Origin of the sequence: Staphylococcus pasteuri (assembly GCF_003970495.1) — a bacterium.
GTDB lineage: Bacteria > Bacillota > Bacilli > Staphylococcales > Staphylococcaceae > Staphylococcus > Staphylococcus pasteuri.
The window spans coordinates 30,209-56,042 of sequence record NZ_RXWW01000024.1; the positions used below are offsets into that span (position 1 = coordinate 30,209).

General features: G+C 30.4%; 25 protein-coding genes. 13 read left to right on the top strand and 12 right to left on the bottom strand.

Annotated elements, in window-relative coordinates; translation table 11 throughout:
- The first annotated feature begins 34 nt into the window (after positions 1–34).
- Positions 35–571, top strand: a complete 537-nt coding sequence (locus CD121_RS03535) for a 5' nucleotidase, NT5C type (protein ID WP_029056470.1) — start codon at positions 35–37, stop codon at positions 569–571.
- A gap of 76 nt (positions 572–647) precedes the next feature.
- Here CD121_RS03535 and CD121_RS03540 read toward each other — a convergent pair whose 3' ends face one another.
- From CD121_RS03540 to CD121_RS03555, 4 genes are all read right to left on the bottom strand, one after another.
- Complete coding sequence (locus tag CD121_RS03540; protein ID WP_126567460.1) at positions 648–1,577, bottom strand: diacylglycerol/lipid kinase family protein; 930 nt, start codon at positions 1,575–1,577, stop codon at positions 648–650.
- Between the two features lie 148 nt (positions 1,578–1,725).
- On the bottom strand, positions 1,726–3,231 hold the full coding sequence (locus CD121_RS03545) for a peptide MFS transporter (RefSeq protein ID WP_017636673.1): 1,506 nt from the start codon (positions 3,229–3,231) through the stop codon (positions 1,726–1,728).
- A gap of 331 nt (positions 3,232–3,562) precedes the next feature.
- The gene (gene queF / locus CD121_RS03550) at positions 3,563–4,063 is read right to left on the bottom strand and encodes a preQ(1) synthase (RefSeq protein WP_017636674.1); all 501 of its coding nucleotides are present in this window, start codon (positions 4,061–4,063) and stop codon (positions 3,563–3,565) included.
- A 17-nt stretch (positions 4,064–4,080) separates the two neighbouring features.
- Entirely contained in the window at positions 4,081–4,959 is an 879-nt protein-coding gene (locus CD121_RS03555; protein ID WP_046466454.1) for a DMT family transporter, read from the bottom strand.
- An 800-nt stretch (positions 4,960–5,759) separates the two neighbouring features.
- Here CD121_RS03555 and nrdI point away from each other — a divergent pair.
- From nrdI to CD121_RS03590, 7 genes are all read left to right on the top strand, one after another.
- Positions 5,760–6,158: a class Ib ribonucleoside-diphosphate reductase assembly flavoprotein NrdI gene (nrdI, locus tag CD121_RS03560; protein WP_026083473.1), complete on the top strand. Its 399-nt coding sequence runs from the start codon at positions 5,760–5,762 to the stop codon at positions 6,156–6,158.
- A complete protein-coding gene (nrdE, locus tag CD121_RS03565) occupies positions 6,121–8,226 on the top strand; it encodes a class 1b ribonucleoside-diphosphate reductase subunit alpha (RefSeq protein WP_126567461.1) in 2,106 nt (701 codons plus the stop codon). The genes nrdI and nrdE overlap by 38 nt, the downstream gene beginning before the upstream one ends.
- Positions 8,227–8,616: 390 nt before the next feature.
- The gene (gene nrdF, locus CD121_RS03570) at positions 8,617–9,591 is read left to right on the top strand and encodes a class 1b ribonucleoside-diphosphate reductase subunit beta (protein WP_002450939.1); all 975 of its coding nucleotides are present in this window, start codon (positions 8,617–8,619) and stop codon (positions 9,589–9,591) included.
- Between the two features lie 209 nt (positions 9,592–9,800).
- A complete protein-coding gene (locus CD121_RS03575; protein ID WP_126567462.1) occupies positions 9,801–10,769 on the top strand; it encodes an ABC transporter permease in 969 nt (322 codons plus the stop codon).
- Positions 10,759–11,718, top strand: a complete 960-nt coding sequence (locus tag CD121_RS03580; RefSeq protein ID WP_126567463.1) for an iron chelate uptake ABC transporter family permease subunit — start codon at positions 10,759–10,761, stop codon at positions 11,716–11,718. The genes CD121_RS03575 and CD121_RS03580 overlap by 11 nt, the downstream gene beginning before the upstream one ends.
- Positions 11,715–12,488, top strand: a complete 774-nt coding sequence (locus CD121_RS03585) for an iron ABC transporter ATP-binding protein (protein WP_046466457.1) — start codon at positions 11,715–11,717, stop codon at positions 12,486–12,488. The genes CD121_RS03580 and CD121_RS03585 overlap by 4 nt, the downstream gene beginning before the upstream one ends.
- A gap of 114 nt (positions 12,489–12,602) precedes the next feature.
- Positions 12,603–13,637, top strand: coding sequence for a ferrated catecholamine ABC transporter substrate-binding lipoprotein SstD (locus tag CD121_RS03590; RefSeq protein WP_119622726.1), 1,035 nt, complete (start codon positions 12,603–12,605; stop codon positions 13,635–13,637).
- Between the two features lie 62 nt (positions 13,638–13,699).
- Here the strand turns inward: CD121_RS03590 and CD121_RS03595 are convergent, their stop codons facing one another.
- The 3 genes from CD121_RS03595 to CD121_RS03605 all read right to left on the bottom strand — a co-directional run bounded on the left by CD121_RS03595 (position 13,700) and on the right by CD121_RS03605 (position 15,726).
- Positions 13,700–14,014, bottom strand: coding sequence for a CHY zinc finger protein (locus CD121_RS03595; protein WP_017637108.1), 315 nt, complete (start codon positions 14,012–14,014; stop codon positions 13,700–13,702).
- Between the two features lie 23 nt (positions 14,015–14,037).
- On the bottom strand, positions 14,038–14,964 hold the full coding sequence (murB, locus tag CD121_RS03600; protein WP_026083472.1) for a UDP-N-acetylmuramate dehydrogenase: 927 nt from the start codon (positions 14,962–14,964) through the stop codon (positions 14,038–14,040).
- A 234-nt stretch (positions 14,965–15,198) separates the two neighbouring features.
- Entirely contained in the window at positions 15,199–15,726 is a 528-nt protein-coding gene (locus CD121_RS03605) for a GrpB family protein (protein WP_108000013.1), read from the bottom strand.
- Between the two features lie 114 nt (positions 15,727–15,840).
- Here CD121_RS03605 and CD121_RS03610 point away from each other — a divergent pair, with 114 nt between their 5' ends.
- The 3 genes from CD121_RS03610 (at position 15,841) to CD121_RS03620 (ending at position 18,692) form a co-directional block, all read left to right on the top strand.
- Entirely contained in the window at positions 15,841–16,731 is an 891-nt protein-coding gene (locus tag CD121_RS03610; RefSeq protein ID WP_046466459.1) for an EMYY motif lipoprotein, read from the top strand.
- 147 nt (positions 16,732–16,878) lie between these two features.
- Positions 16,879–17,199 carry a bacillithiol system redox-active protein YtxJ gene (gene ytxJ / locus CD121_RS03615; protein WP_017636805.1) on the top strand — a complete coding sequence of 107 codons (321 nt, stop codon included), beginning with the start codon at positions 16,879–16,881 and terminating at the stop codon, positions 17,197–17,199.
- Positions 17,200–17,567: 368 nt separating this feature from the next.
- Positions 17,568–18,692 carry a glycerate kinase gene (locus CD121_RS03620; protein WP_029056479.1) on the top strand — a complete coding sequence of 375 codons (1,125 nt, stop codon included), beginning with the start codon at positions 17,568–17,570 and terminating at the stop codon, positions 18,690–18,692.
- 68 nt (positions 18,693–18,760) lie between these two features.
- Here the strand turns inward: CD121_RS03620 and pepT are convergent, their stop codons facing one another.
- The 4 genes from pepT to gdpS all read right to left on the bottom strand — a co-directional run bounded on the left by pepT (position 18,761) and on the right by gdpS (position 22,572).
- Positions 18,761–19,990 (bottom strand): peptidase T, encoded by a 1,230-nt coding sequence (pepT, locus tag CD121_RS03625; RefSeq protein ID WP_126567464.1) that lies wholly within the window; start codon positions 19,988–19,990, stop codon positions 18,761–18,763.
- Positions 19,991–20,003: 13 nt separating this feature from the next.
- Positions 20,004–20,498: a threonine/serine exporter family protein gene (locus tag CD121_RS03630; RefSeq protein WP_017636808.1), complete on the bottom strand. Its 495-nt coding sequence runs from the start codon at positions 20,496–20,498 to the stop codon at positions 20,004–20,006.
- A gap of 15 nt (positions 20,499–20,513) precedes the next feature.
- Entirely contained in the window at positions 20,514–21,275 is a 762-nt protein-coding gene (locus CD121_RS03635; RefSeq protein WP_017636809.1) for a threonine/serine exporter family protein, read from the bottom strand.
- Between the two features lie 226 nt (positions 21,276–21,501).
- Positions 21,502–22,572 (bottom strand): GGDEF domain-containing protein GdpS, encoded by a 1,071-nt coding sequence (gdpS, locus tag CD121_RS03640; protein WP_029056481.1) that lies wholly within the window; start codon positions 22,570–22,572, stop codon positions 21,502–21,504.
- A 454-nt stretch (positions 22,573–23,026) separates the two neighbouring features.
- Between gdpS and CD121_RS03645 the strand changes: the two genes are divergently transcribed.
- Positions 23,027–24,106 (top strand): glycosyltransferase family 4 protein, encoded by a 1,080-nt coding sequence (locus CD121_RS03645; protein ID WP_017638186.1) that lies wholly within the window; start codon positions 23,027–23,029, stop codon positions 24,104–24,106.
- Positions 24,107–24,183: 77 nt separating this feature from the next.
- On the opposite strand, the gene CD121_RS03650 is transcribed toward CD121_RS03645, so the two are convergent.
- Positions 24,184–24,825, bottom strand: coding sequence for a YigZ family protein (locus tag CD121_RS03650; RefSeq protein ID WP_017638185.1), 642 nt, complete (start codon positions 24,823–24,825; stop codon positions 24,184–24,186).
- A gap of 138 nt (positions 24,826–24,963) precedes the next feature.
- On the opposite strand from CD121_RS03650, the gene fakB1 reads away from it, so the two are divergent.
- Positions 24,964–25,830 (top strand): fatty acid kinase binding subunit FakB1, encoded by an 867-nt coding sequence (fakB1, locus tag CD121_RS03655; protein WP_017638184.1) that lies wholly within the window; start codon positions 24,964–24,966, stop codon positions 25,828–25,830.
- The last annotated feature ends 4 nt before the right edge of the window (positions 25,831–25,834 follow it).

The window sequence follows — 25,834 nt, forward strand, 5'->3', positions numbered from 1 at the left end:
TTTAGAAATACATTACATTTGAGGAGTAGATTTAATGTCTCGTAAGAAAATTGCAATAGATATGGATGAAGTGTTGGCTGATACGTTAGGTGCGATTATTGATGCAGTTAATGAAAGAGCTAATCTAGGTATTACTGTAGAATCTTTAAATGGTCAAAAATTAAAACATGTTATTCCAGAGCATGATGGTTTAGTGACTGAAATACTTAGAGAACCAGGATTCTTCCGACATTTAAAAGTGATGCCAAATGCACAAGAAGTAGTTGAAAAATTAAACCAACAATATGATGTTTATATAGCAACTGCAGCTATGGATGTACCGACATCATTTCATGATAAATATGAATGGTTATTAGAACATTTTCCATTCTTAGACCCTCAACATTTTGTATTTTGTGGACGTAAAAATATTATAAATGCAGATTATTTAATCGATGACAATCCTAGACAACTTGCTATATTTGAGGGTGAATCAATTATGTATACTGCAGTTCACAATGTTAATAATGATGATTACCGTCGTGTAAATGGTTGGAAAGAAGTAGAAGATTTATTCTTAAATGAAAAATAAAAAACACGAAGTGGCATATATTCATTTTTTTATGAATGGGAGCCATTTCCTGTTTTATTTTATATTAGAAAGCATATTATTGATTATTATTTTGGTTAGGGAATGTGAGTAATTTGATTGCATCAGGTAATACTTCAAGTTCAATAGGTGTTTCTAAGGCAATTTCACCATCGATATCAATTTTCATAGTAGGTTCAGTTGATAGTTTGATTTTCTGACCTGAAATATGATCGATCCCTTGTGTAATTTCATTCCAGTTCATACTGTCACGTTTTTTGAAAATATCATTAAGTATGCTAAAACTTTGATCATCAAAGATAAATGTATTGAGTTTGCCATCTTGAGGAGATAGGTCAGTTAAAGGAATTCTACTACCACCAATATTTGGACCATTTGCTACTAAAATCATTGATGTATTTCCAGTTTTTTCTTTGCCATCTATATTTAAATTAAAATCAAATTTGCTAGGATCCATTAAAGTTTTTACTGTTGAACCAATATAACTTAGTTTTCCGAAGATATCTTTAGAACCATCTTGAACATTTTCAGCATTTTGAACAATTAAGCCTAAACCAACAAAATTTAGAGCATACATATCATTTACTTTAATAACATCGTAAGTTTGAATATGTGAAGATAACAACTGTTGACTAGCTAGCGTATGATTTGGGTTAAGATTTAGTGTTTTAGTGAAATCATTGAATGTTCCTCCAGGGATGATACCAATAGGTAAATCTAAATCATTTTCCATAACACCATTGATTAATTCATTTACAGTACCATCGCCACCTAAAATAAACAGTAGATCTATTTGGTTTCCATAATGACCATCTTTAATTGATTGGCAGTAACGTTTAATGTCACCTTCATTTTCGCTTAATTGAATTGAAAAATGTTTACACATAGAACTTAAAGACTTTGTTACTTCACCTAAACCTTGGTAGATATCTTTTAAGCCGCTATGTTCATGATAAAATAACACACCATGATTATATTTATTTGTCATTATACATACCTACTTTCCTTAAGTTCTTATTAATATATTTCAATACCCTAAATTGATGGGCAATAATGGTAAATTTATAGCATTTTTCATTATAAACTAAAAAAGCTATAAGCCGAATTATTTCGACTTATAGCAAATATTGTTTAAATTATCTAATACCTCTCATTGCTTTAACAATTTTTGGTGAGAAGGCTAAAATAATTAAAGTAATGACTATAGCTGAAGTACCTAGGAAAATGAAGTAGTTCGTTTGACCTAATGGATCAATGAGTTTTACCAAAGTACCATTAAATGCTTGAGCAGAAGCATTAGTTAATAACCATAAACTCATCATTTGAGCATTGAATGCTTTTGGTGCTAACTTAACTGCCGCACTGTTACCAGTTGGTGATAAACATAATTCACCGATTACACAAATGATGTAAGACAGAATAACCCAGTTTACTGAGAAATGCGCACTTCCATATAAGTTACCGATTAATCCCATTAAGATATATGAAAAACCAGCTAATCCAGCACCAATGACAAATTTAATAGGTAGACTTGGTTGACGTTTACCTAATTTTTGCCAAATCATTGAAATGACTGGTGCAAATAATAAGATGAATAATGGATTAATAGATTGGAAAATAGTTTCTCCGAAGTTTGTTTTCCATCCTAAAAGATTCAATTTCATATCTGAATGTTCAATACCATAAATGTTTAATACGTTTGATCCTTGCTCTTGGATAGCCCAGAATACCATACCTAAAATAAATAATGGTATAAATGCTTTAGTTCTTGAACGTTCGACCTCAGTGACATCTTTACTACGAATCATAACTGTGAAATAAGAAATTGGTAATACAATACCTAATACTAAAACAGTATTACTTACTAAATCGAATGATAATGTATTAGTCATATATGTAACGATTAATACAATGATGATAATTGCTACGATAGCACCTACAATAGCAGAATATTTTTTCTTTTCTGAAGGTGAAAGTGGGTTTGTTGGAGACATACCAACACGACCTAAATTTTTACGATTAAATAATATATACCATACTAACCCAAGTGCCATACCGATAGCTGCAATTAAGAAACCACCGTGGAAGTTTTTAACATCTAAAAATTGTTGCAAGATAATTGGTGAAATTAAAGCACCGAAGTTAACTGACATATAGAAAATTACAAATCCAGCATCCATACGAGTGTCATCTTTAGTATATAATCTACCAACTATATTAGAGATATTTGGTTTCATCATACCTGAACCTATAATGATGAAAAACATTGATGCGAATAAACCAACCATTGAGAATGGTAAGCTTAAGCAAATATGTCCGATAATAATGAGCACAGCACCAATTAGTGTCGCACCTCTAGTACCTGTAATTCTGTCAGCAATCCAACCACCTGGAATACAAGACATGTAAATTAAAGCACCGTAAACAGACATAATAGACATCGCAGTCGTTCTATCAATTCCTAATCCATGATTAGCAACTGAGTAGTACATATAGAATAAGAGCATTGCACGCATGCCGTAATAACTAAATCTCTCCCAAAATTCTACGAAAAATAATACACCCAATCCTCTTGGATGCCCGAAGAATCCTGTTTGTGGTATTTCTTGTATTGCTTGTTCATGGGAATTATTGGCTTTCATATATTTATCCCATCCTTTCTTTTCCCGTAACGCTAACGTTAAGTCGTTTTTAAAAATTGTACTATTGAAATTAAGAAGTTGCGATAATATTCAAAAAATTATAAAAAAGAAAATTCAGTCAATTTACTTGTGATTATTTTATGTATAATTCATACAAAGTAATTAATCATTAACTTCTTAAGATTTAGTACTAGTACTATATAAAATACGCTTTAACTCAATAAAGTGCAAGAGTTTTTTGAAAATTAAATAAAAAACTTTAGCACTAAATGAAACATCTTGCGAGGACATTTCAAAGTACTAAAGTTTTAACAATAAAATAATTAAGGTATTAACGATTGTCTACATTTTCTGGATACATATCATGGTTCATCATTCTATGTTCAGCCATTTGTTCATATTTTGAATTTGGACGACCATAATTTGTATATGGATCAATTGAAATACCGCCACGAGGTGTGAATTTACCCCATACTTCAATGTAATGGGGATCCATCAAATCAATTAAATCATTCATAATAATATTCATACAATCCTCATGAAAGTCTCCGTGGTTTCTAAAACTAAATAAATATAATTTTAATGATTTAGATTCTACCATTTTGATGTTAGGAATATATGAAATATAAATTGTAGCAAAGTCAGGTTGACCAGTAATAGGGCAAAGAGATGTGAATTCTGGACAATTAAATTTAACAAAGTAATCTCTGCCTTGGTGTTTATTCTCAAAAGTTTCTAAAACATCAGGTCTATAATCAAAATCGTAAGTATTATTTTGATTGCCTAGTAATGTAATATCTTGTAATTCATCTTTTTGACGTCCTTGTGCCAAAAGAATCACTCCTTTAATTAAGATTTAGATTGTTGTTGAGTTGCGTTTGATTCTCGTCTAGCTTTTTCAAACATATAATAACTTGCGCCAATAATTACGACATATCCAAGTGTAGCTAATACATCAGGTGATTCTCCGAATAAAATGAATCCGAACAATGCCGTAAATATAATAGAAGCATAAGTAAATATAGAAATATCTTTAGCTGCTGCGAAACTATAAGCTAATGTGATACCAATTTGACCTACTGCAGCTGATAATCCAGCTCCAAATAAATATAGTAACTGTAAATTACTCATTGGCTCATAAGTAAATATTGTAAATGGTATAAGTACTACTACAGAAAATAAAGAGAAATAAAAAACAATAGTATAAGGTGCTTCTCTAGTACTTAAAGCACGTACACAAGTGTAGGCTGAAGCGGCAAAGATACCTGAGAATAGTCCAATAAGTGATGGTATGATTGAAGAAGAAAATTCAGGTTTTACTATTAATAGCATCCCTAATATTGCTACAACCATCGCTGTAATTTGATATTTACGAATTTTTTCATTTAAGAAAATCAAACTGAATAAGATTGTCCAAAAAGGATTGAGCTTCATTAAAGTATCAGCATCACTGAGCACCATATGGTCAATTGCGTATATATTGAACAATACGCCAATCAATCCAAGTGCGGATCTTGAAATAAGTAATGGTTGACTACTTAACTTTCCGAACATAGGCTGCTTATATTTATATATGAAGAATAATGGTATAAACATAGCAACTAAATTTCTGGCTAAAGACTTTTGAAAAACAGGTAAATCACCTGCTAATCTGAAAAATACAGACATAAAGCTAAAGCCTACTGCAGAAATTAGGATTGCAATAATACCTTTAATTTTAGGATTCAATACTATCGCCTCATTTATAAAAATTTAACGTTACTATAGTAGCATAAATGATAGGGTTATGCATAAAAGACTTGATATTTTGGAACAAAGATTATACAATATCAATACGAACATACGTTCTGTAAAGTTTGCTTTGATTGATGGCATTAAACATTTTTAATATCCCTAAAAAATTGTATATAACTGAAAACGATTGCAATTCAATTCTATTGCTTTATAGGTTGTATACGTTGTAATGATAGGATTTTCGTTAATGTATTGGAATGATGGTTATGTATATTTTCTTTAAAAAAGCAAGTGATTTTAACTGAAAAATTTTTTTATTTTTATTGAGGTAAGACTAATGGTGTAGTGGTGCATGTTCAAAAGAAAAGACGAACATTAGACATAAAACTTTAACTTTAAATAAGTATAGCTATTATGTATAATGAAACACAGAATATAGTACCGATATTAATAAACAGACACAATATATTGTGTTTTGAAACGGTACTAATAAAATGAATAATCTTATTATAAATGCAAAATGACACTGATAATTTAAGAAAAAACTCTTATTAACAGTGTTTAGGCACAAAATGTTTAATTATACTATATAGATCTAAATTCGAAACTAACCACTATATCTTGTGGTTTGAAAAATAAAATCACATATTAATATAAGGTCATATAGTTTTTATAAACGTTTCGTTTAGTGACTCATTTCATTCTACAACACAATGTTTTGTAGGAAGCTTTCCTTAACAATAAAGGAGAACTTCTTTTTTAATTTTTTTAAATTGGTGAAAGAAGGCGATCCAATGAAAGTAGTATATTTTTCATTTTCAGGCAATGTACGTCGATTCATTAAACGTGCTGAAATCGAAAATGCGATGGAAATTACATCTGACAACTGTACAGAAACTATTAATGAACCCTACATTTTAGTTACAGGAACCATAGGGTTTGGTGAGGTTCCTCAACAGGTTCAGGCTTTTTTAGATGTTAATCATTCAAATATTAAGGCCGTGGCTGCAAGTGGAAATAGAAACTGGGGTCAGAACTTTGCTAAAGCAGGGCGTACTATATCTGAAAAATATGATATTCCGTTGTTAATGAAGTTTGAAGTGCAGGGAACAAACAAAGACGTTATCGAATTTAAAAACAAGGTGGGTAATTTTAATGAAAACTATGGACGAGAAGAAGTACAATCATATTGAATTAAATAACGAAGTTACAAAAAGAAAAGATAATGGTTTTTTTAATTTAGAAAAAGACCAAGAGGCACTTAAAGTATACTTGGAAGAAATCCACGATAAAACAATTTATTTCGATAGCGAAATCGAAAGATTACATTATCTTGTAGACAATAACTTTTATTTCAATGTCTTTGAAAAATATAGTGAAGCAGATTTAATTGAAATTACAGAATATGCGAAATCAATTAATTTCCAATTCGCAAGTTATATGTCAGCAAGCAAATTTTATAAAGACTATGCACTTAAAACCAATGATAAACAACAATTTTTAGAAGATTATAATCAACACGTCGCTATCGTATCAATGTACTTAGCTAATGGTGATAAAAACCAAGCGAAACAATTTATTTCATCCATGGTTGAACAACGTTACCAACCAGCAACACCAACGTTTTTAAATGCTGGTAGAGCACGACGTGGAGAATTAGTGTCATGTTTCTTATTAGAAGTAGATGATAGTTTAAATTCTATTAACTTTATTGATTCAACTGCGAAACAACTAAGTAAAATTGGTGGCGGCGTTGCTATCAATTTATCAAAATTACGTGCACGTGGTGAAGCAATCAAAGGTATTAAAGGTGTAGCTAAAGGTGTATTACCTGTTGCTAAATCTTTAGAAGGTGGATTTAGTTATGCTGACCAATTAGGACAAAGACCTGGTGCAGGCGCAGTTTATTTAAACATCTTCCATTATGATGTTGAAGAATTTTTAGATACTAAAAAGGTAAATGCTGATGAAGATTTACGCTTATCTACTATTTCAACTGGTTTAATTGTCCCTTCTAAATTCTTTGATTTAGCTAAAGAAGGTAAAGACTTCTATATGTTTGCGCCACATACTGTAAAACAGGAATATGGTGTGACTTTAGATGACATCGATTTAGATAAATATTATGACGACATGGTTGCAAATCCAAACGTTGAGAAAAAGAAAAAAGATGCTCGTGAAATGTTAAATACGATTGCACAAACACAATTACAATCAGGTTATCCTTACTTAATGTTTAAAGATAATGCGAATAAAGTACATGCTAATTCTAATATTGGTCAAATTAAAATGAGTAACTTATGTACTGAAATTTTCCAATTACAAGAAACATCTGTAATAAATGATTACGGCACTGAAGATGACATTAAAAGAGATATTTCATGTAACCTAGGATCATTAAATATTGTTAATGTAATGGAATCTGGAAAATTCAGAGACTCAGTTCATACTGGTATGGATGCATTGACTGTGGTTAGTGATGAAGCTAATATTCAAAACGCACCTGGTGTTAAAAAAGCAAACAGTGAGTTACATTCTGTTGGTCTAGGAGTTATGAATTTACACGGTTACTTAGCTAAAAATAAAATAGGTTATGAATCAGAAGAAGCTAAAGATTTTGCTAATATCTTCTTTATGATGATGAATTATTATTCTATTGAACGTTCTATGCAAATTGCTAAAGAACGTGGAGAAAAATATCTTGATTTTGAGAAATCTGACTATGCAAATGGAAAATATTTCGAATTCTACACATCTCAAGAATTTGAACCACAATTTGAAAAGGTACGTGAATTATTCGAAGGATTAGATATCCCAACTGCTGAAGATTGGAAAGCACTACAAAAAGACGTTGAACAATATGGTTTATATCACGCATATCGATTAGCTATTGCACCAACTCAAAGTATTTCATATGTGCAAAATGCTACAAGTTCAGTGATGCCTATTGTTGACCAAATTGAAAGACGTACTTATGGTAATGCAGAAACGTTTTATCCAATGCCATTTTTATCACCAGAAACAATGTGGTATTACAAATCAGCATTTAACACTGATCAAATGAAATTAATTGATTTGGTATCAACTATTCAAACTCATGTTGACCAAGGTATTTCAACAATACTATATGTTAATTCAGAAATTTCTACTCGAGAACTTTCTAGATTATATGTATATGCGCATCATAAAGGTTTGAAATCTCTATACTATACTCGTAATAAATTATTAAGTGTAGAAGAATGTACAAGTTGTGCTATCTAAAATCATAAACAAATATAATAGAACATTTAGTTTAATCTAATTGAATTTATGATTTAGAGTATCTAAAAGAATAAAGAAAAGTGGTTGAGACATAAAGTCTTTGTGCTCTGGGAAACTGATTAACGGCGTCCCAAAAGCAGGATTTTCGGCAGAAGGGACCCAACACAGAGAATTTCACAAAGAAATTCTACAAGTAATGCAAGTTGGGCAAACTCACACGATTCGACAAAATTTGAGAAACAATTTTGCTCATCGTCCGGTTCTGCTCAAATCCTAAGCGCTTTTGTCCCGACCTCTGTTAATACATAACCTTAATAAGGGATTAGGTAGTTTAATTGAAAGTTAGTGGTTATCTGTCACCTTAATTAAAGGATAGGAGGATTATTATTCATGAAGGCCGTCAATTGGAATACCCAAGAAGATATGACTAATATGTTTTGGCGTCAAAATATATCTCAAATGTGGGTAGAAACAGAATTTAAAGTATCAAAGGATATCGCAAGTTGGAAAACGTTATCTGAAGCTGAAAAGAATACATTTAAAAAAGCGTTAGCAGGTTTAACAGGTTTAGACACACACCAAGCAGATGATGGTATGCCATTAATAATGCTTCATACTACTGATTTAAGAAAAAAAGCAGTATATTCATTTATGGCAATGATGGAACAAATTCATGCTAAAAGTTATTCTCATATTTTCACTACATTATTACCTTCTAGTGAAACAAACTATTTATTAGATACGTGGGTTATTGAAGAACCTCATTTAAAATATAAATCAGATAAAATCATCGAAAACTATCATAAATTATGGGGTAAAGAAGCTTCCATTTTCGACCAGTACATTGCTAGAGTATCAAGTGTTTTCTTAGAAACATTTTTATTCTATTCAGGTTTTTACTATCCACTATATCTAGCTGGTCAAGGAAAGATGACAACATCTGGAGAAATTATTCGTAAAATATTATTGGATGAATCTATTCATGGTGTCTTTACTGGATTAGATGCACAAAGCTTAAGAAATGAACTATCTGAAAGTGAAAAGCAACGAGCTGATCAAGAAATGTATAAATTATTAAAAGAGTTATATGATAATGAAGTATCATATACACATCTGTTATATGATGACATTGGATTAGCAGAAGATGTACTGAATTACGTTAAATATAATGGTAATAAAGCATTATCAAATCTTGGTTTTGAACCTTATTTTGAAGAACGTGAATTCAACCCTATTATTGAAAATGCCTTAGACACTACAACTAAAAATCATGATTTCTTCTCTGTAAAAGGTGACGGTTATACACTGGCTCTAAATGTTGAAGCTTTAAGAGATGAAGATTTTATATTCGATGACGAGAAATAAATAATAAACAGTCTTAATTTTAATCGCTATGAGATTAAAATTAAGACTTTTTTTATGTTTTTAACTTAAATATTAAAATTAATCAAATTTACAGCAATATTTTTCGAAAACCTATTGAATATTACCAATAAATTCTGTAACATTTTAAATGATAACGATTATCATTATCGTCAGAAATAATAAGAATTACTATTCAAGGAGAAAGTGTTATGAAGTTTTTACTTAAGGGATATGTTTTACTCATCTTTCTCGTTGCGTTTACGGTTCTTTCTTTATTTGTTGGTGTTAGCCAAATATCGATTACTGATATTTTCCATCTTAACAGCGACCAATTAAATATTATTTTATCGAGTCGTATTCCTCGAACAGTTAGTATTCTCATATCAGGTAGTACATTGGGTATCGCTGGTTTAATTATGCAACAAATGATGCAAAATAAATTTGTAAGTCCAACGACAGCAGGTACGATGGAATGGGCAAAATTAGGTATTTTATTATCTTTAATTTTCTTTCCTAAAGGACATATACTTATCAAATTAATTTTTGCTGTTATATGCAGTGTAGTTGGAACTTATTTCTTTGTTAAATTAGTTCAACTTATTAAGGTAAAAGATGTCATCTTTATTCCGTTGTTAGGTATTATGCTTGGTGGCATAGTTTCTAGTTTTACGACATTTATTGCGTTACGTACAAATGCAGTTCAAAGCATAGGTAATTGGTTGAATGGTAATTTTGCCATTATTACTAGTGGTCGTTACGAAGTATTATATTTAAGTATTCCGTTTTTAATAATTACATATATATTTGCGAACCATTTTACGATTGCGGGTATGGGCAAAGACTTCAGCCATAACTTAGGAGTTAACTATGAAAAAATAATTAACATCGCTTTATTTATAACTGCAACAATTACTGCGCTTGTTGTTGTCACTGTTGGTACATTACCATTTCTAGGGTTAATTGTTCCTAATATCATTTCAATTTATAGAGGAGACCATTTAAAACATGCTTTACCTCATACAATGATGTTAGGTGTGGTCTTTGTGCTGTTTTCAGACATTATAGGTCGACTAATCGTGTACCCATACGAAATTAACATCGGTTTAACTATAGGTGTGTTTGGAACTATTATATTCCTTATCTTATTGATGAAAGGTAGGGGTAATTATGCTAACTAAACACAATAAGAAAGTATTGTTACTAACCTTAATCACACTAATTATAGGTGTTTTATATTTATTGTTAGGTATTGATTTTGAAATATTTGATTATCAAATCCAAAGTCGTTTAAGAAAATTCATATTAATTATTTTAGTTGGCGGTGCTATAGGTACTTCCGTTGTTATTTTCCAAGCTATTACGACAAATCGGTTACTGACACCATCAATCATTGGTCTTGATTCCGTATACTTATTTGTGAAAATTTTACCTGTTTTTATATTAGGAACTCAATCCACATTAGTTACTAATGTTTATATTAATTTTGTCATTACATTATTAGCAATGGTATTATTTGCGCTTTTCTTATTCCAAGTTTTATTTAAAATAGGCCATTTTTCTGTTTATTTCATACTTTTAGTTGGTGTCGTACTTGGAACATTTTTTAGAAGTATTACAGGTTTTATCCAATTAGTTATGGATCCAGAATCATTTTTAGCTGTTCAAAGTACAATGTTTGCTAACTTTGACGCTTCTAATTCAAAACTTGTTGGATTTTCAGCTATCGTATTAGCCGTGTTAATCGTCATTACTATTATCTCACTTCCATATTTAGATGTCTTATTGCTCGGTAGAGAACAAGCAATTAATTTAGGCGTCAATTATGAAAAAGTAACAAGATTATTTCTCATTGTTGTTGCTGTTTTAGTATCTGTTTCAACAGCTTTAGTAGGTCCAATTACATTTTTAGGACTATTAACTGTCAATTTAGCACATGAATTTATCAAGACTTATGAGCATAAATATATACTACCTGCTACATTATGTTTTAGTTGGATAAGTTTATTTATAGCGCAATGGGTTGTTGAACATCTTTTTGAAGCGACTACTGAAGTAAGTATAATTATTGACCTTATAGGTGGAAGTTACTTTATATACTTATTAGTTAGAGGGAGAAATGCCAATTGATCCAAATTCAAAGTTTAAATAAATCCATTCAGAAGAAGAAAATTTTAAAAGATATTAATGTTGATATTGAAAAAGGAAAAATCACATCACTTATTGGTCCAAACGGTGCAGGAAAAAGTACTTTATTATCAACAATCACAAAGTTGATTCAGATTGATAGTGGCACTGTCAAAATTGAAGATAAGTATATGGATGATTACAAAACAGATGAATTAGCTAAAAAAATTTCAATATTAAAACAAACTAATCATACTGAAATGAATATTACTGTTGAACAATTAGTTAATTTTGGAAGATTTCCTTATTGCAAAGGACACTTAAAACAAGAAGATAAAGAACAAGTACAATATGCCTTAGATTTATTACAGTTAAATGAAATAAAGGATAGAAATATCAAAACATTGTCAGGAGGACAACGTCAACGCGCTTATATAGCGATGACGATCGCACAAAATACTGAATACATTTTATTAGATGAACCACTAAATAATCTAGATATGAAACATTCAGTACAAATTATGCAAACTTTGCGTACATTAGCAAAAACATTAAATAAAACAATCGTTATTGTATTACATGATATTAATTTTGCATCCTGTTATTCAGATAATATTATTGCTTTAAAAAATGGTGAACTTGTTCGTTCTGGTAGTAATCAAACTGTTATTCAAAGCAATGTATTAAGAGAATTATATGAAATGGATGTCAAAGTTGAAAATGTAAATGGTCAACGTATTTGTCTATATTATGATGAATTGATATTGAATTAACACTAGTTTTATTAGACCTTTAAAGGAGTGATGCTTATAGTATATGGATAAATCAATCTATTCAAACACGTTCCTCTCAGCCAATCGATAAAATTAAAAAGGAGTTATTACATAATGAAAAAATCTATTTTAGTCTTATTATTATCTTTAGTATTAGTTTTAGCAGCGTGTGGTAACAACTCTAACAACGATGATTCTGATTCTAAATCTGAAAAAAGTGGTTCAAAAGACACTGTTAAAATCGAAAATAATTATGAAGCACAAGGAAAAGAAAAAGACGGTAGCGATGCTAAAAAGGTAAAAGAAACAGTGGAAGTACCTAAAAATCCTAAAAATGCTGTCGTATTAGATTACGGTGCTTTAAACGATTTAAAAGAAATGGGTCTTTCTAGTAAAGTAAAAGCTTTACCTAAAGGTGAAGGCGGTAAATCATTACCAGATTTCTTAGATGATTTTAAATCTGATAAATATTTAAATACTGGTAACCTAAAACAAGTTAATTTCGATAAAGTTGCTGAAGCAAAACCAGAAGTGATTTTTATTTCAGGTAGAACAGCTAATCAGAAAAATTTAGATGAATTTAAAAAAGCAGCACCTAAAGCTAAAATTGTTTACATGGGTACAGATGATAAACATTATCTAAAATCTATGAAAGAAAATACAGAAAAATTAGGTAAAATTTACGATAAAGAAGATAAAGCGAAATCATTAACTAAGAAACTAGATAAAAAAGTTGATGCAATGAAAGATAAAACATCTAAATTTGATAAAAAAGTAATGTATTTATTAGTCAATGAAGGTGAATTATCTACATTTGGTCCAGGATCTCGTTTTGGTGGTTTAGTATTTGATACACTTGGATTTAAACCAGTCGATAAACATGTAACTAAAGGACCACATGGTCAAAATGTTAATAACGAATATATTAATAAAGAAAATCCAGATGTGATTTTAGCAATGGATAGAGGACAAGTTGTTTCTAATAATGCGACTGCTAAGAAAACATTAAATAATGATGTATTGAAAAACGTAAAAGCCGTTAAAGATCATAAAATTTATGAACTTGATCCTAAATTATGGTATTTTGCTTCTGGTTCAACAACTACTACTATGAAACAAATTGATGAATTAGAAGAAGTTGTAAAATAATAAATAATAAGCGCTAATAGCCTCATTGTGAGAGCCATTAGCGCTTTTATCATTTTAAATTATTAAACTTCGAAATAAAGATGGTAATGGAATTTACATCTATGATTAAAGTGAGATTGACATTTCGGACAAGATTCAACCATCATGTATTCGTTGATTGTCATTTCATTTTTACAGACACCACACATAATGGCATACTCGTTAAATTCATCTTCACTCCAGCGTTTGATAGGATGTGTCTCATGGTCGTTGTGACATTGATAACAAGGATAATATTTATTACAGCATTTGAATTTAATTGCTATAATATCCAAAAATGACTGATAATGTATGCATCTTGTTTCATTATCAACAATTGAACCGTAAACTTTCGGCAAAGAAACAAACCTCCTATAACCAATTAATCTGCGTCCGGATGTTCTCCTATAATACGTACCTCTGTATTTAATTCAACATCAAATTTATCTTTAACTGTTTTTTGAACATGATGGATTAAATCTTCATAATCTGTCGCTGTACCTTTATCTACATTAACCATAAATCCAGCATGTTTAGTTGAAACTTCAACGCCACCAATACGATGACCTTGTAGATTAGAATCTTGAATTAATTTACCAGCAAAATGGCCTGGTGGTCTTTGGAAGACACTTCCACATGATGGATATTCAAGTGGTTGTTTAGTTTCACGGCGTTCAGTTAAATCGTCCATTTTAGCTTGAATTTCTTTTAAGTTACCAGGTTCTAATGTAAATGCAGCTTCTAAAACTACGAGATGTTTTTTCTGTACGATACTATTTCTGTAATCTAGTTCTAATTCTTGAGTTGTTAATTTAAGTAAATCACCATTTTCATTAACACATAGTGCATAGTCAATACAATCTTTCACTTCGCCACCATAAGCGCCAGCATTCATAAATACTGCACCGCCAATTGATCCTGGTATGCCGCATGCAAATTCTAAACCAGTTAGTGCGTAGTCTCTTGCTACACGTGAAACATCAATAATGGCTGCACCGCTACCCGCGATAATTGCATCATCTGACACATCAATATGCTTTAATGATAATAGGCTCAATACAATACCTCTAATGCCGCCTTCTCGGATAATAATATTCGAACCATTTCCTAAATAAGTGACTGGAATATTATTTTGGTTTGCATATTTAACAATCGCTTGTACTTCCTCATTTTTAGTAGGTGAAAGATAAAAATCAGCTTTACCGCCAGTTTCAGTGTAAGTGTATTTTTTTAAAGGTTCATCTACTTCAATAATGTCGTTTGGAATAATTTCTTGCAAACCTTTTAATATATCGTTTTTATTCACTATCCGTACGTCCTTTCTTTATTCAATACTAATATTATTATTATATCAATTTTATTTGCTATTTGCGAAATAAGAAGATATTATACGCAAAGTAAACCGACTAAGATGTGTATAATACATTATTATTTTATTTTGATTTATATGCTATATAATTATGATATGTTGAACATTTATAATGAGATTTTTAATATCGTAAATATAAATTTATATAATGATTGGTAGATTATATGTTTCTCTTTATTTTAAGTGACCATATTGTTTGTATATATTTTCAAATATAGATTGCTTTTGGCTTTCATACGTTCTTATTGATTCAACATTGTTTAATAATTGTTTCTTTTTTTGAGCGAATTCATTTGCGATATCTATATTATTATTTAATATGTGATCGACAGTTTGATATTGTTCAAATAATTGAGTGTTTAATTGAACGATGTGTAAACGAACTTCTTGCTTTAATTCTCTAAGATTATTAAACTTTGCCATCATTACTTTCTTTTTATAAGCGTGATGTAATCGATAAAATCCAGCATAATTGAGACGCTTTTCATCTAATGATGTAATATCATGTAAATTATCTACACCGATAAGCAAATCAAGTATGGGTTCAGTCTCATAATTAAAATGCTTCGTTCCACCAATATGCTGTGTATATTTAATTGGTGAATCTAGTAAATTATACAATAGAGCGCTTGTTTCTTGATATAAATGGTTGTAATGGTCATCTGCTTGATATTTAATGAGAGGTTGAACATGCCCGTACATGGTTTTACTCCTTTGTTATAAATTGGTAAGCTATAAAGTCTGAGATACTATAACATAATTTATTTTCTTAATAAATACGTTTCTGTATAATGTTCTATGGTAAGGGGTGCAAATATGAAAAAAATAATACTTATCCCAGTGATTTTCCTCATTATTATCTCGTTAACAGCATGTAGTAATAAAACTAATTCAGATTTAAATCATTTTGAAAGCAAATTAGATGAAGTGAATCATAAACAAGATAAATTAAAAAAAGTTATGAAAAAAATAAATCTTAAAGAATTAGATCATTTAAGTAAAACAGACACTACTGATAAAAACAGAAAAGAGTTTATTAAACTTCAAGATGATATTGATCAACAATTAATACCTGCATTTAAAGAATACGAAAAATCTGCAAAACAATTGCCTGCTGAAACAAAAGAGGTTAAAGAGTTAAAATCTGAGTATCTTAAAACTGTTAAAGATAAAAAAAGTTCAATATATGATTTGAAAGATTTTGTAGACTTGTGTAACGATTCAATCAAAGATAATGAAGATATTTTAGATTATACTAAATTATTTGAGAAGAACCGCTCTCAAGTTGAAAAGAAAATAAATAATGCTTCTAATAAAGAAGATGCAAATCAATTAACATCAAAATTAGAAAGTAATAATAAAGATTTAAAACAAACTGCCAAAAAATATTTAGATACGTCTACAAGTGATGCAAAAACAGCCAAAAAAGCAATTGAAAATCATATTTCTCCTTTAATTGAGAAACAAATTAAAGATATAAATCAAACTAATATTTCTGATACAAATGTCGATAATGCCCGTAAGAACGCGATTGAAATGTACTATAGTTTAGAGAATTATTATGATACTCGTATTGATACTATAGAAGTTGGTGAAAAAATATCTAAAATAGATGTCGATAAGTTGCCAAAAGAGGGTAAAGATATAGATAAGAAAGATAAGGAATTTAATTCGAAATTAAAAAAGGTAAAACAAAAAAACAATTAATTTTGATTAGAATTAAATAAATTAAATAACCATGGTTAACATTGCTAAGTAAAATGTGTATAATTGTACCCACTGATATTATTTTCGGGATATGAATATCACGCATATGCTCAGAAAATGTGATAAATACTTTTAGAGGTGAATAGAATGGCTATAAAGCTGAGTTCAATTGACCAGTTTGAACAAGTGCTAAATGAAAATAAATATTTATTTGTTTTAAAACATAGCGAAACTTGTCCAATTTCTGCAAATGCGTATGATCAGTTTAATAAATTTTTATATGAACGCGATATGGATGGTTACTATTTAATAGTACAGCAGGAGCGTAAGTTATCGGACTATATTGCTGAAAAAACAAATGTAAAACATGAATCACCACAAGCATTTTACTTCGTCAATGGTGAAATGAAATGGAATGCTTCACATAGTGATATCAATGTTTCATCATTAGCTCAAGCAGAAGAATAATTTTTTCAGATAAGTGAACAAATAATTGAGTGATGAACGTAAATTTTAACTAATTTTGTGTTCATTTAAAAGATAAAAGTCATTTTATTACTATGATGTAGTAGTGAAATGACTTTTTTAGTTATTAAAACGAAATATGGTTTATCATTTATGGTTTGCTAGTGAATAGGATATAATAAATCAATATTCAAAATGTAATTGTTTTAATATAATTTGTAATAGCTTTTATTGTGAAATACGCAGCATTCATATGTATAATATGTTAGTGTAAAATATTAATTATACGATGAATCTATAAATTATATTTAAAACATCATATAAATGATTTTAATAAGTAACACTATATATAAAACAAGGTGGTTAAGGCGATGAAAGTTTTAGTAGCCATGGATGAATTTAATGGTATTATTTCTAGTTATCAAGCAAATAGATATGTAGAAGAAGCGGTTGCTAGTCAAATTGAAAAGGCAGATATAGTGCAAGTGCCATTATTTAATGGCCGCCATGAATTAATGGATTCTGTATTTTTATGGCAGTCTGGTAGTAAATATCGAGTTGCCGCTCACGATGCAGATATGAATGAAGTAGAGGCAATATATGGTCAAACTGATAGTGGAATGACAATTATAGAAGGTAATTTATTTTTAAAAGGTCAAAAACCAATTCAACAAAGAACTAGTTATGGTTTAGGAGAAATATTAAACGCAGCACTAGACAACGATGCTAAACATATTATTATTTCATTAGGTGGAATTGGCAGTTTCGATGGTGGAGCAGGGATGTTACAAGCCTTAGGTGCTAAATTCTATGATGATGAAGCAAATATTGTTGATGTGACAAAAGGTGCCCATGTCATTAAATATATTAGACGCTTAGATTTTTCAGAAATTCATCCGAAATTAGCTGAAGCTAATATTCAAGTGATGTCAGATTTTTCTAGTAGATTATATGGTAAGCAAAGTGAAATTATGCAAATGTATTCTACGCTAGGGATGACTCAAAATGAAGCAGCAGAAATAGATAATTTAGTATGGTATTTTAGTGAATTATTTAAAAGTGAGTTAAAAGTGACGATTGGACCTATCGAGCGTGGTGGTGCTGGTGGCGGTATTGCTGCAGTATTAAAAGGATTATATCAAGCAGAAATTTTAACTAGTCATGAGCTTGTAGATCAAATTACACATTTAGAAGATTTGGTACAACAAGCAGATTTAATTATTTTCGGTGAAGGGTTAAATGAACGAGACCAATTGTTGGAAACTACGACATTACGTATTGCAGATTTAACCGAAAAGCATAATAAAACATCAATTGCTATTTGTGCTACTGACGATAAATTTGATTTATTCGAAGGTAAAGGTGTGACGGCAATGTTTAATACATTTATCGACATGCCTGAAACTTACACTGATTTTAAAATGGGTATTCAAATTAGACATTATACTGTTCAAGCATTAAAACTATTAAAAACACAATTTGATGTTAATCAATAAAATAAACTAAATAACACGCCTTGGTTGTCATTTTGTATAAGACAATCAAGGCGTGTTTATTATTGTATTTATTTATTTGAATTGGCTACTTCTTCAGCTATACCTACCATAACGTGGATAGCTTTTTCCATTACATTAATAGAAGCATATTCATAAGGACCATGGAAATTGCCACAACCTGTAAAAATATTTGGTGTTGGTAAGCCCATAAATGAAAGTTGTGAACCATCTGTACCACCGCGAATTGGATCGGTATTTGGTTTAATATCTAATTGATTGAATACTTTAGTTGGAATATCAATAATATGTTGATGTGGTTTTATTTTTTCAGCCATATTATAGTATTGATCTTCAACATCGACTTTAACAGGATAATTTTCGAAATGTGAGTTAATATCATCACGAATTTCCATAAGTCGTTTTTTACGTAAATCGAATTTCTTTTTATCATGATCTCGAATAATATATTGTAATGTTGCTTTTTCAACGTTACCTTCAAAGTTCATTAAATGATAGAAACCTTGATAACCTTCAGTACGTTCAGGAACTTCATTTGGAGGTAACAAACTATTAAATTGTTGTCCAAGTGAAATGGCATTAATCATAGCATTTTTGGCAGAACCAGGATGTACGTTCACACCATGACAAGTAATAGTAGCTGCTGCAGCATTAAAGCTCTCGTATTGTAGCTCACCAAGTTGACTACCATCCATTGTATATGCGAAATCAGCATTAAAACGTTCAACATCAAATTGATGAGGACCGCGACCAATTTCTTCATCTGGAGTAAAGCCAACACGTATTTTACCATGTTTAATTTCGGGATGTTCAATAAGGTATATTAGACCTTCCATAATTTCAACTACACCGGCTTTATCGTCAGCACCTAATAATGATGTACCATCAGTAATCATTAGCGTATCACCGATGACATGTTTAAGTTCAGGGAAGACTTTAGTATCTAAAATTCGGTTTGTTTGTCCTAGTTGAATTGATTTTCCATCATATTTTTCAATGATTTGCGGATTAACACCAGTCGCATTAAAGTCAGGTGATGTATCAACATGTGCTAAAAATCCAACAGTTGGTACGTCCGCATCTATGTTGCTTTCTAATGTAGCAAACAGATAACCATGATCATCCATATCTGTTTCAAGGCCCAAATCTTTTAATTCTTTCTCCAATAGATTTAGTAAATCCCATTGTTTAGTTGTAGAAGGCGTAACATTAGAATTTGGATCTGATTGTGTATCAATTTTTACATATCTTGTTAATCTATCAATTATTTGTTCTTTCATGTTAGACATCCCCTTAAACTCTGTTATTCATATTATAAGATTTCTTATAAGATTTACCTTTAATCTTACCATAATACTGTTTGATACGTGTGTAGATATAATAGATAATTTCTGCAACAAGAATACCAAATGAAATCGCACCAGATATTAGTGTAACTTCTAAAAAAGTATTTACTGCATTTGTATAATTATTTGAAACTAAATAACGTGTAGCTTCATAAGCTGCGCCACCAGGTACAAGTGGGATAATTCCAGGAACAATGAAAATGATAACAGGTCTTTTGTAACGTCTACTCATCGTATGGCTTAATAATCCTAATATTAAGCTACCTAAAAAGGAAGCACCTACTTTACCAAATTGCATGTCTACAGTGAATTGATAAATAGTCCACGCTACCGCACCGACAAACCCACAAGCTAACAATAGTCGACGAGGCGCATTAAAAATGATGGAGAATAGGACTGTGGAAATGAAACTGATTGTAAAGTGAAATAAATAAAATAACAATATGAACAGCCTCTCTTAAAAAATTAGTAATACAATTGCAACACCGGCACCAATAGCAAATGCAGTTAATGCTGCTTCAACACCTCTAGACATACCTGCTAATAGTTCTCCTGCAAGCAAATCTCGAATTGCGTTGGTAATTAGAATACCAGGCACAAGAGGCATTACACTAGCAATAGTAATAATATTTTGATTGGTCGCTAAGCCAATTTTAGAACTTGCAACTGCTATTGATATAACGACTGAAGCAGCAACAAATTCTGAGAAAAATTTAATTTGGATATAACGTTGAACTAGACTAAAGGTTAAAAATGCAGCGCCTCCAGCTATCGCAGCTATCCAACAATCTGATGCGACACCACCAAACATAAATAAGAAAAATCCGCATGCAATGGCTGCTGCAAATAAATTAATTAAAAAAGAATATTGCAACGAAGCACTTCTAAGGTGGATTAATTCAGACTTAGCTTCATCTATTGTAAGTTGATTGTTAGAAATTTTACGAGATAAGCTATTTGTTAAAGCTATTTTTTCCAAATCTGTCGTTCTCTCTCTGATTCGTATCAGTCTTGTACTTGTTCGATCATTTAATGAAAAAATGATAGCGGTAGAAGTTACAAAACTATATGTATCATATAAGCCATAGCTATGTGCAATTCTATTCATTGTATCTTCAACTCGGTATGTTTCAGCACCCGCTTCAAGTAATATTCTTCCAGCAATCAATACAACATCAATCACTTTATTTTCATCAATGATAGTGATTGAGTCAGACATGAACAACCACCTCCTAGTTAATTTATTGATATGAATAATTGAAGTGTACAACTTGCGCTAACAACTTTCAATAGAGGAAGGCAGATTGAAAAGATTATGTAATGAAGAAAGTAGAAGGGGAGAATAAAAATAAAAGCAAAAAGAAGACTTAATTTAGTTGTCTTCTTTTTGCTTCTAATGTTGGAATTTATTTCCTAGGTTATGACTACCGTTTAAAAATAGGTCATTATAATTTGATAATTGGATTAAACATTACCTTATTTCTACCTTCGCTTTTCGCGACATGGACCATGTCATCTGCATCTTTAAATACGCGTCTTTGAGATTTACGATCATCTCTCGTTAAATATCCTACACCGATAGAGACTGAAAGTTTGATGACTTCCTTATTAGGTAAATGGAATGACGATTTTTCTACACCTTGTCTAATGTTTTCAGCGAGTTTTACACTTTGATCTAATGTGTAATCATTAATGACAACTGAAAATTCTTCTCCACCATTTCTAAAAATTGAAAATTGTTTGGGAACATAATTTTTTAGTAATTGAGACATTTGTTTTAATACAGCGTCACCTGCTTGGTGAGTATATGTATCATTAACATCTTTAAAACCATCAATATCAATAAGTAATAAACCTAAACTTTCTTTATGTTCTTCAGTATATTTTGATAATTGATTTAAATGTCTATCAAATTCTTTAACATTTCCAAGTCCAGTTAAATAATCATATTTATCTTCGTTTTCATAACGATTAACTAATGAGAAGAAATGCCATATGTCTACGAAAGTAATTGCAGAGGCAATTGTAATGATAAATGAAATAGGAATTAAGATAGCAATCTCAATCAAATCATATATCGGACTAAATAAAGCTAAAATAAATAAGATGATAATACTAATCGTATTTAAAATAAGTAAAGATACGATGTCGTTTTGTTTCAAAAATGGACCTACAGCACTAACGACACCAGCAATAACAATTAGAGTAATACCATAGATAATTGAATTATCGAAAATAAGCACATCTACTAGTGCTACAATAATAGCAGAAGTAAGTGTATAAATCATATTGGTATAACGCCCTAAAAATAATAAAGGAACAAATGTTAAATGTACTAAGTATTCTAAACGGAATGGTATAGGATAAGCAGCTAATAATAGTGCTACAAGCGTCATTAAAACAGTGACATATTCTTTTGAAAAGACCATTCTTTTATTTTCAGAGTATTGCAGTCTATGAAATAAATAAATACCTGCAACCATGACTGAAATATTATATATAATTGCTTCAAACATAGTTTTACCGACTCCTTTATTGACCAATAGTTATTGTAAGTGAAAACTTACAATTTGTCATTAGTCAGACTAAAATTTTCCTATACATAATAGAGATTAATGTTAAAATATAAATTTAAGTGATATGATGAAAAAAATGAGTTTCGTCGTAAGAGATTTTTTGTTTCATTGTAGATAATACATAGTATTAATATTGTTATTATATGGGATGTTTTGTAAGTCTAATAACTATTTTTACAAGGGAATTGTTTATATGGAATACTGATTCCAACAATACGTGTATAATATATAATTAGAAATAAGCGCTTTTAAGTATAAAAGGTAACGTTTAATGAAAATGTAGAAATACGAAGGATATTTTAATTTATAATAAATAAAGGAAGTAAAATGGTTGGATTTCTTAATATTTTTCTTTAATGATAGAAACTAACTTAAATTTGATGAAGGTGAACTGATGTATACATTATTACTTATTGCATTTACTATGATAGTCAGTTTAATAATAACCCCCATTATTATTGCGATATCTAAGAAATTAAATTTAGTAGATAAACCCAACTTTCGTAAAGTACATACAAAGCCAATTTCAGTAATGGGTGGTACGGTTATTTTATTTTCATTTTTAGTTGGAATGTGGCTCGGACATCCAATTGAAAGAGAAGTAAAACCATTAGTCATTGGCGCTATTTTAATGTACGTTGTTGGATTAATTGATGATATTTATGATTTAAAACCATACTTAAAATTAGCTGGCCAAATCATAGCAGCTTTAGTTGTTGCGTTTTATGGAGTCACAGTCGATTTTATTTCACTACCAATGGGACCAACGATTCATTTCGGTATTTTAAGTATTCCTATAACAGTGATTTGGATTGTAGCTATAACTAATGCGATTAATTTAATCGATGGTTTAGACGGATTAGCATCTGGCGTGTCAGCGATTGCTTTGATGACAATAGCATTTATTGCAATTTTACAGGCGAATGTTTTTATTATAATGATTTGTTGTGTATTAATCGGATCATTATTAGGTTTCTTATTCTATAATTCTCACCCAGCTAAAATATTTTTAGGTGACAGTGGGGCACTGATGATAGGATTTATAATTGGATTTGTATCATTGTTAGGTTTTAAAAATATTACATTTATAGCTTTATTTTTCCCAATCGTTATTTTAGCGGTACCGTTTATAGACACAATTTTTGCTATGATACGCCGAATGAAAAAAGGTCAACATATTATGCAAGCAGATAAATCCCATTTGCATCATAAATTATTAGAACTTGGTTATACTCATCGCCAAACTGTACTATTAATTTATTCAATTGCGATATTATTTAGTTTATCAAGTATTATACTTTATCTATCACAACCACTCGGTGCTTTAATGATGTTTATTTTAATTCTATTAACTATTGAACTTATTGTTGAATTTACTGGTTTAATTGATGATAATTATAAACCAATATTAAAACTCATTACTAAAAGAGATAATCGTCCGCAACATCAATACGAAGAAAAACATGATCACTAAACGAGATAAAGCTATCAAAAAATGACATATGAGCATTTACTATTAATAAATGCATGTCGTTTTTTTGATAGCTTTTTTTAGTCTGTAGAGATATCGAAAGGTAGCATTTTGCTATCTTCAGTTTGGATTTCATAATTCCCAGCGGTTGTTTTATTTAAGAACTCGATAAACTTATCGTACTCTGTTTGAACTACATCTATTTCATAACTTACTTTGTCAGTATAGCTTTGATTTCTAAGCATAAAAGTAGTTGATTCTAATTCGTATTCAAATTTGCCAGTTTGATCGTAACTTAAAGTGACTGTCACTGGTATAGCTGATCTCAATTCTACACGGCCAATGTCGTAAATCACATCTCGGACAGCACCACTATATGCTCTAATAAGTCCGCCACCACCGAGTTTAATTCCACCAAAGTAACGAGTGACAACAACACAAGCATCATGAATATCTAGTTTTTTTAATATTTCTAACATCGGTACACCTGCTGTGCCACTTGGTTCACCGTCGTCGTTTGCTTTTTGAATATTCATTTCAGGACCTACTGTATAGGCTGAACAATTATGCGTTGCATCTTTATGTTGAGTTTTAACTTCATTGATAAATGATTTAGCTTCTTCTTCAGAAGTCACCGGTTTAATATGAGCAATAAAACGTGATTTATTAATAACATTTTCAAATGTATGTTCTTTTTTTACAGTGATGATTGGTTTTGACATCGTTTCACTTCCAAATCTATAATTTTCATATTAGTATTATACACTCTGTAAATACTTAAAATAAAATGTTTAAATGGCAATTTCTTTTTTTGATAAAATATTGTATTATTACTATGAGTATAATTGAGGAGGACTACTATGAAGATTGCTGTAATGACTGATTCTACTAGCTATCTATCTCAAAATTTAATCGATAAATATGATATTCCAGTTGCACCATTAAGTGTGACGTTTGATGATGGTGTAAGCTATACAGAAAGTACAGATGTAGATATTGATCGTTTTTATGAAAAAATGGCAACGTCTGCGACAATACCTACTACAAGTCAACCTGCTGTAGGTGAATGGATTCAACGATATGAAAACTTAAGAGATAAAGGCTATACAGATGTAATAGTTGTATTCTTATCTAGTGGAATTAGTGGGAGCTATCAATCTGGTAAGCAAGCTGGTGAAATAGTAGAAGGCATTAATGTATATGCATTTGATAGTAAGCTTGCGGCTATGATGGAAGGTTGTTACGTATTACGTGCAATTGAAATGGTGGAACAAGGTTATAAGCCAAATGATATCATAGCAGAATTAACAGATATGAGAGAACATACAGGCGCTTATTTAATAGTAGATGATTTAAAAAATCTACAAAAAAGCGGACGAATCACAGGTGCACAAGCTTGGGTAGGTACATTGTTAAAAATGAAACCAGTACTTAAATTTGATGACGGTAAGATAGTCCCTGAAGAGAAGGTACGTACGAAAAAAAGAGCACTTAAAGCATTAGAAGAAAAAGTGTTAAACCAAGTTAAGGACTTTGATGAAGTAACGATATTTGTGATTAATGGTGATAAGACTGAAGATGGTAAAGCATTACTAGACTCTGTTAAAGAAAATGCACCATCACATAGTCAAGTTGCTTATTCAGAATTCGGACCGGTAATCGCTGCCCATTTAGGTTCAGGTGGATTAGGTTTAGGTTACACTGCCCGTAAAGTAAGACTTGATTAATATT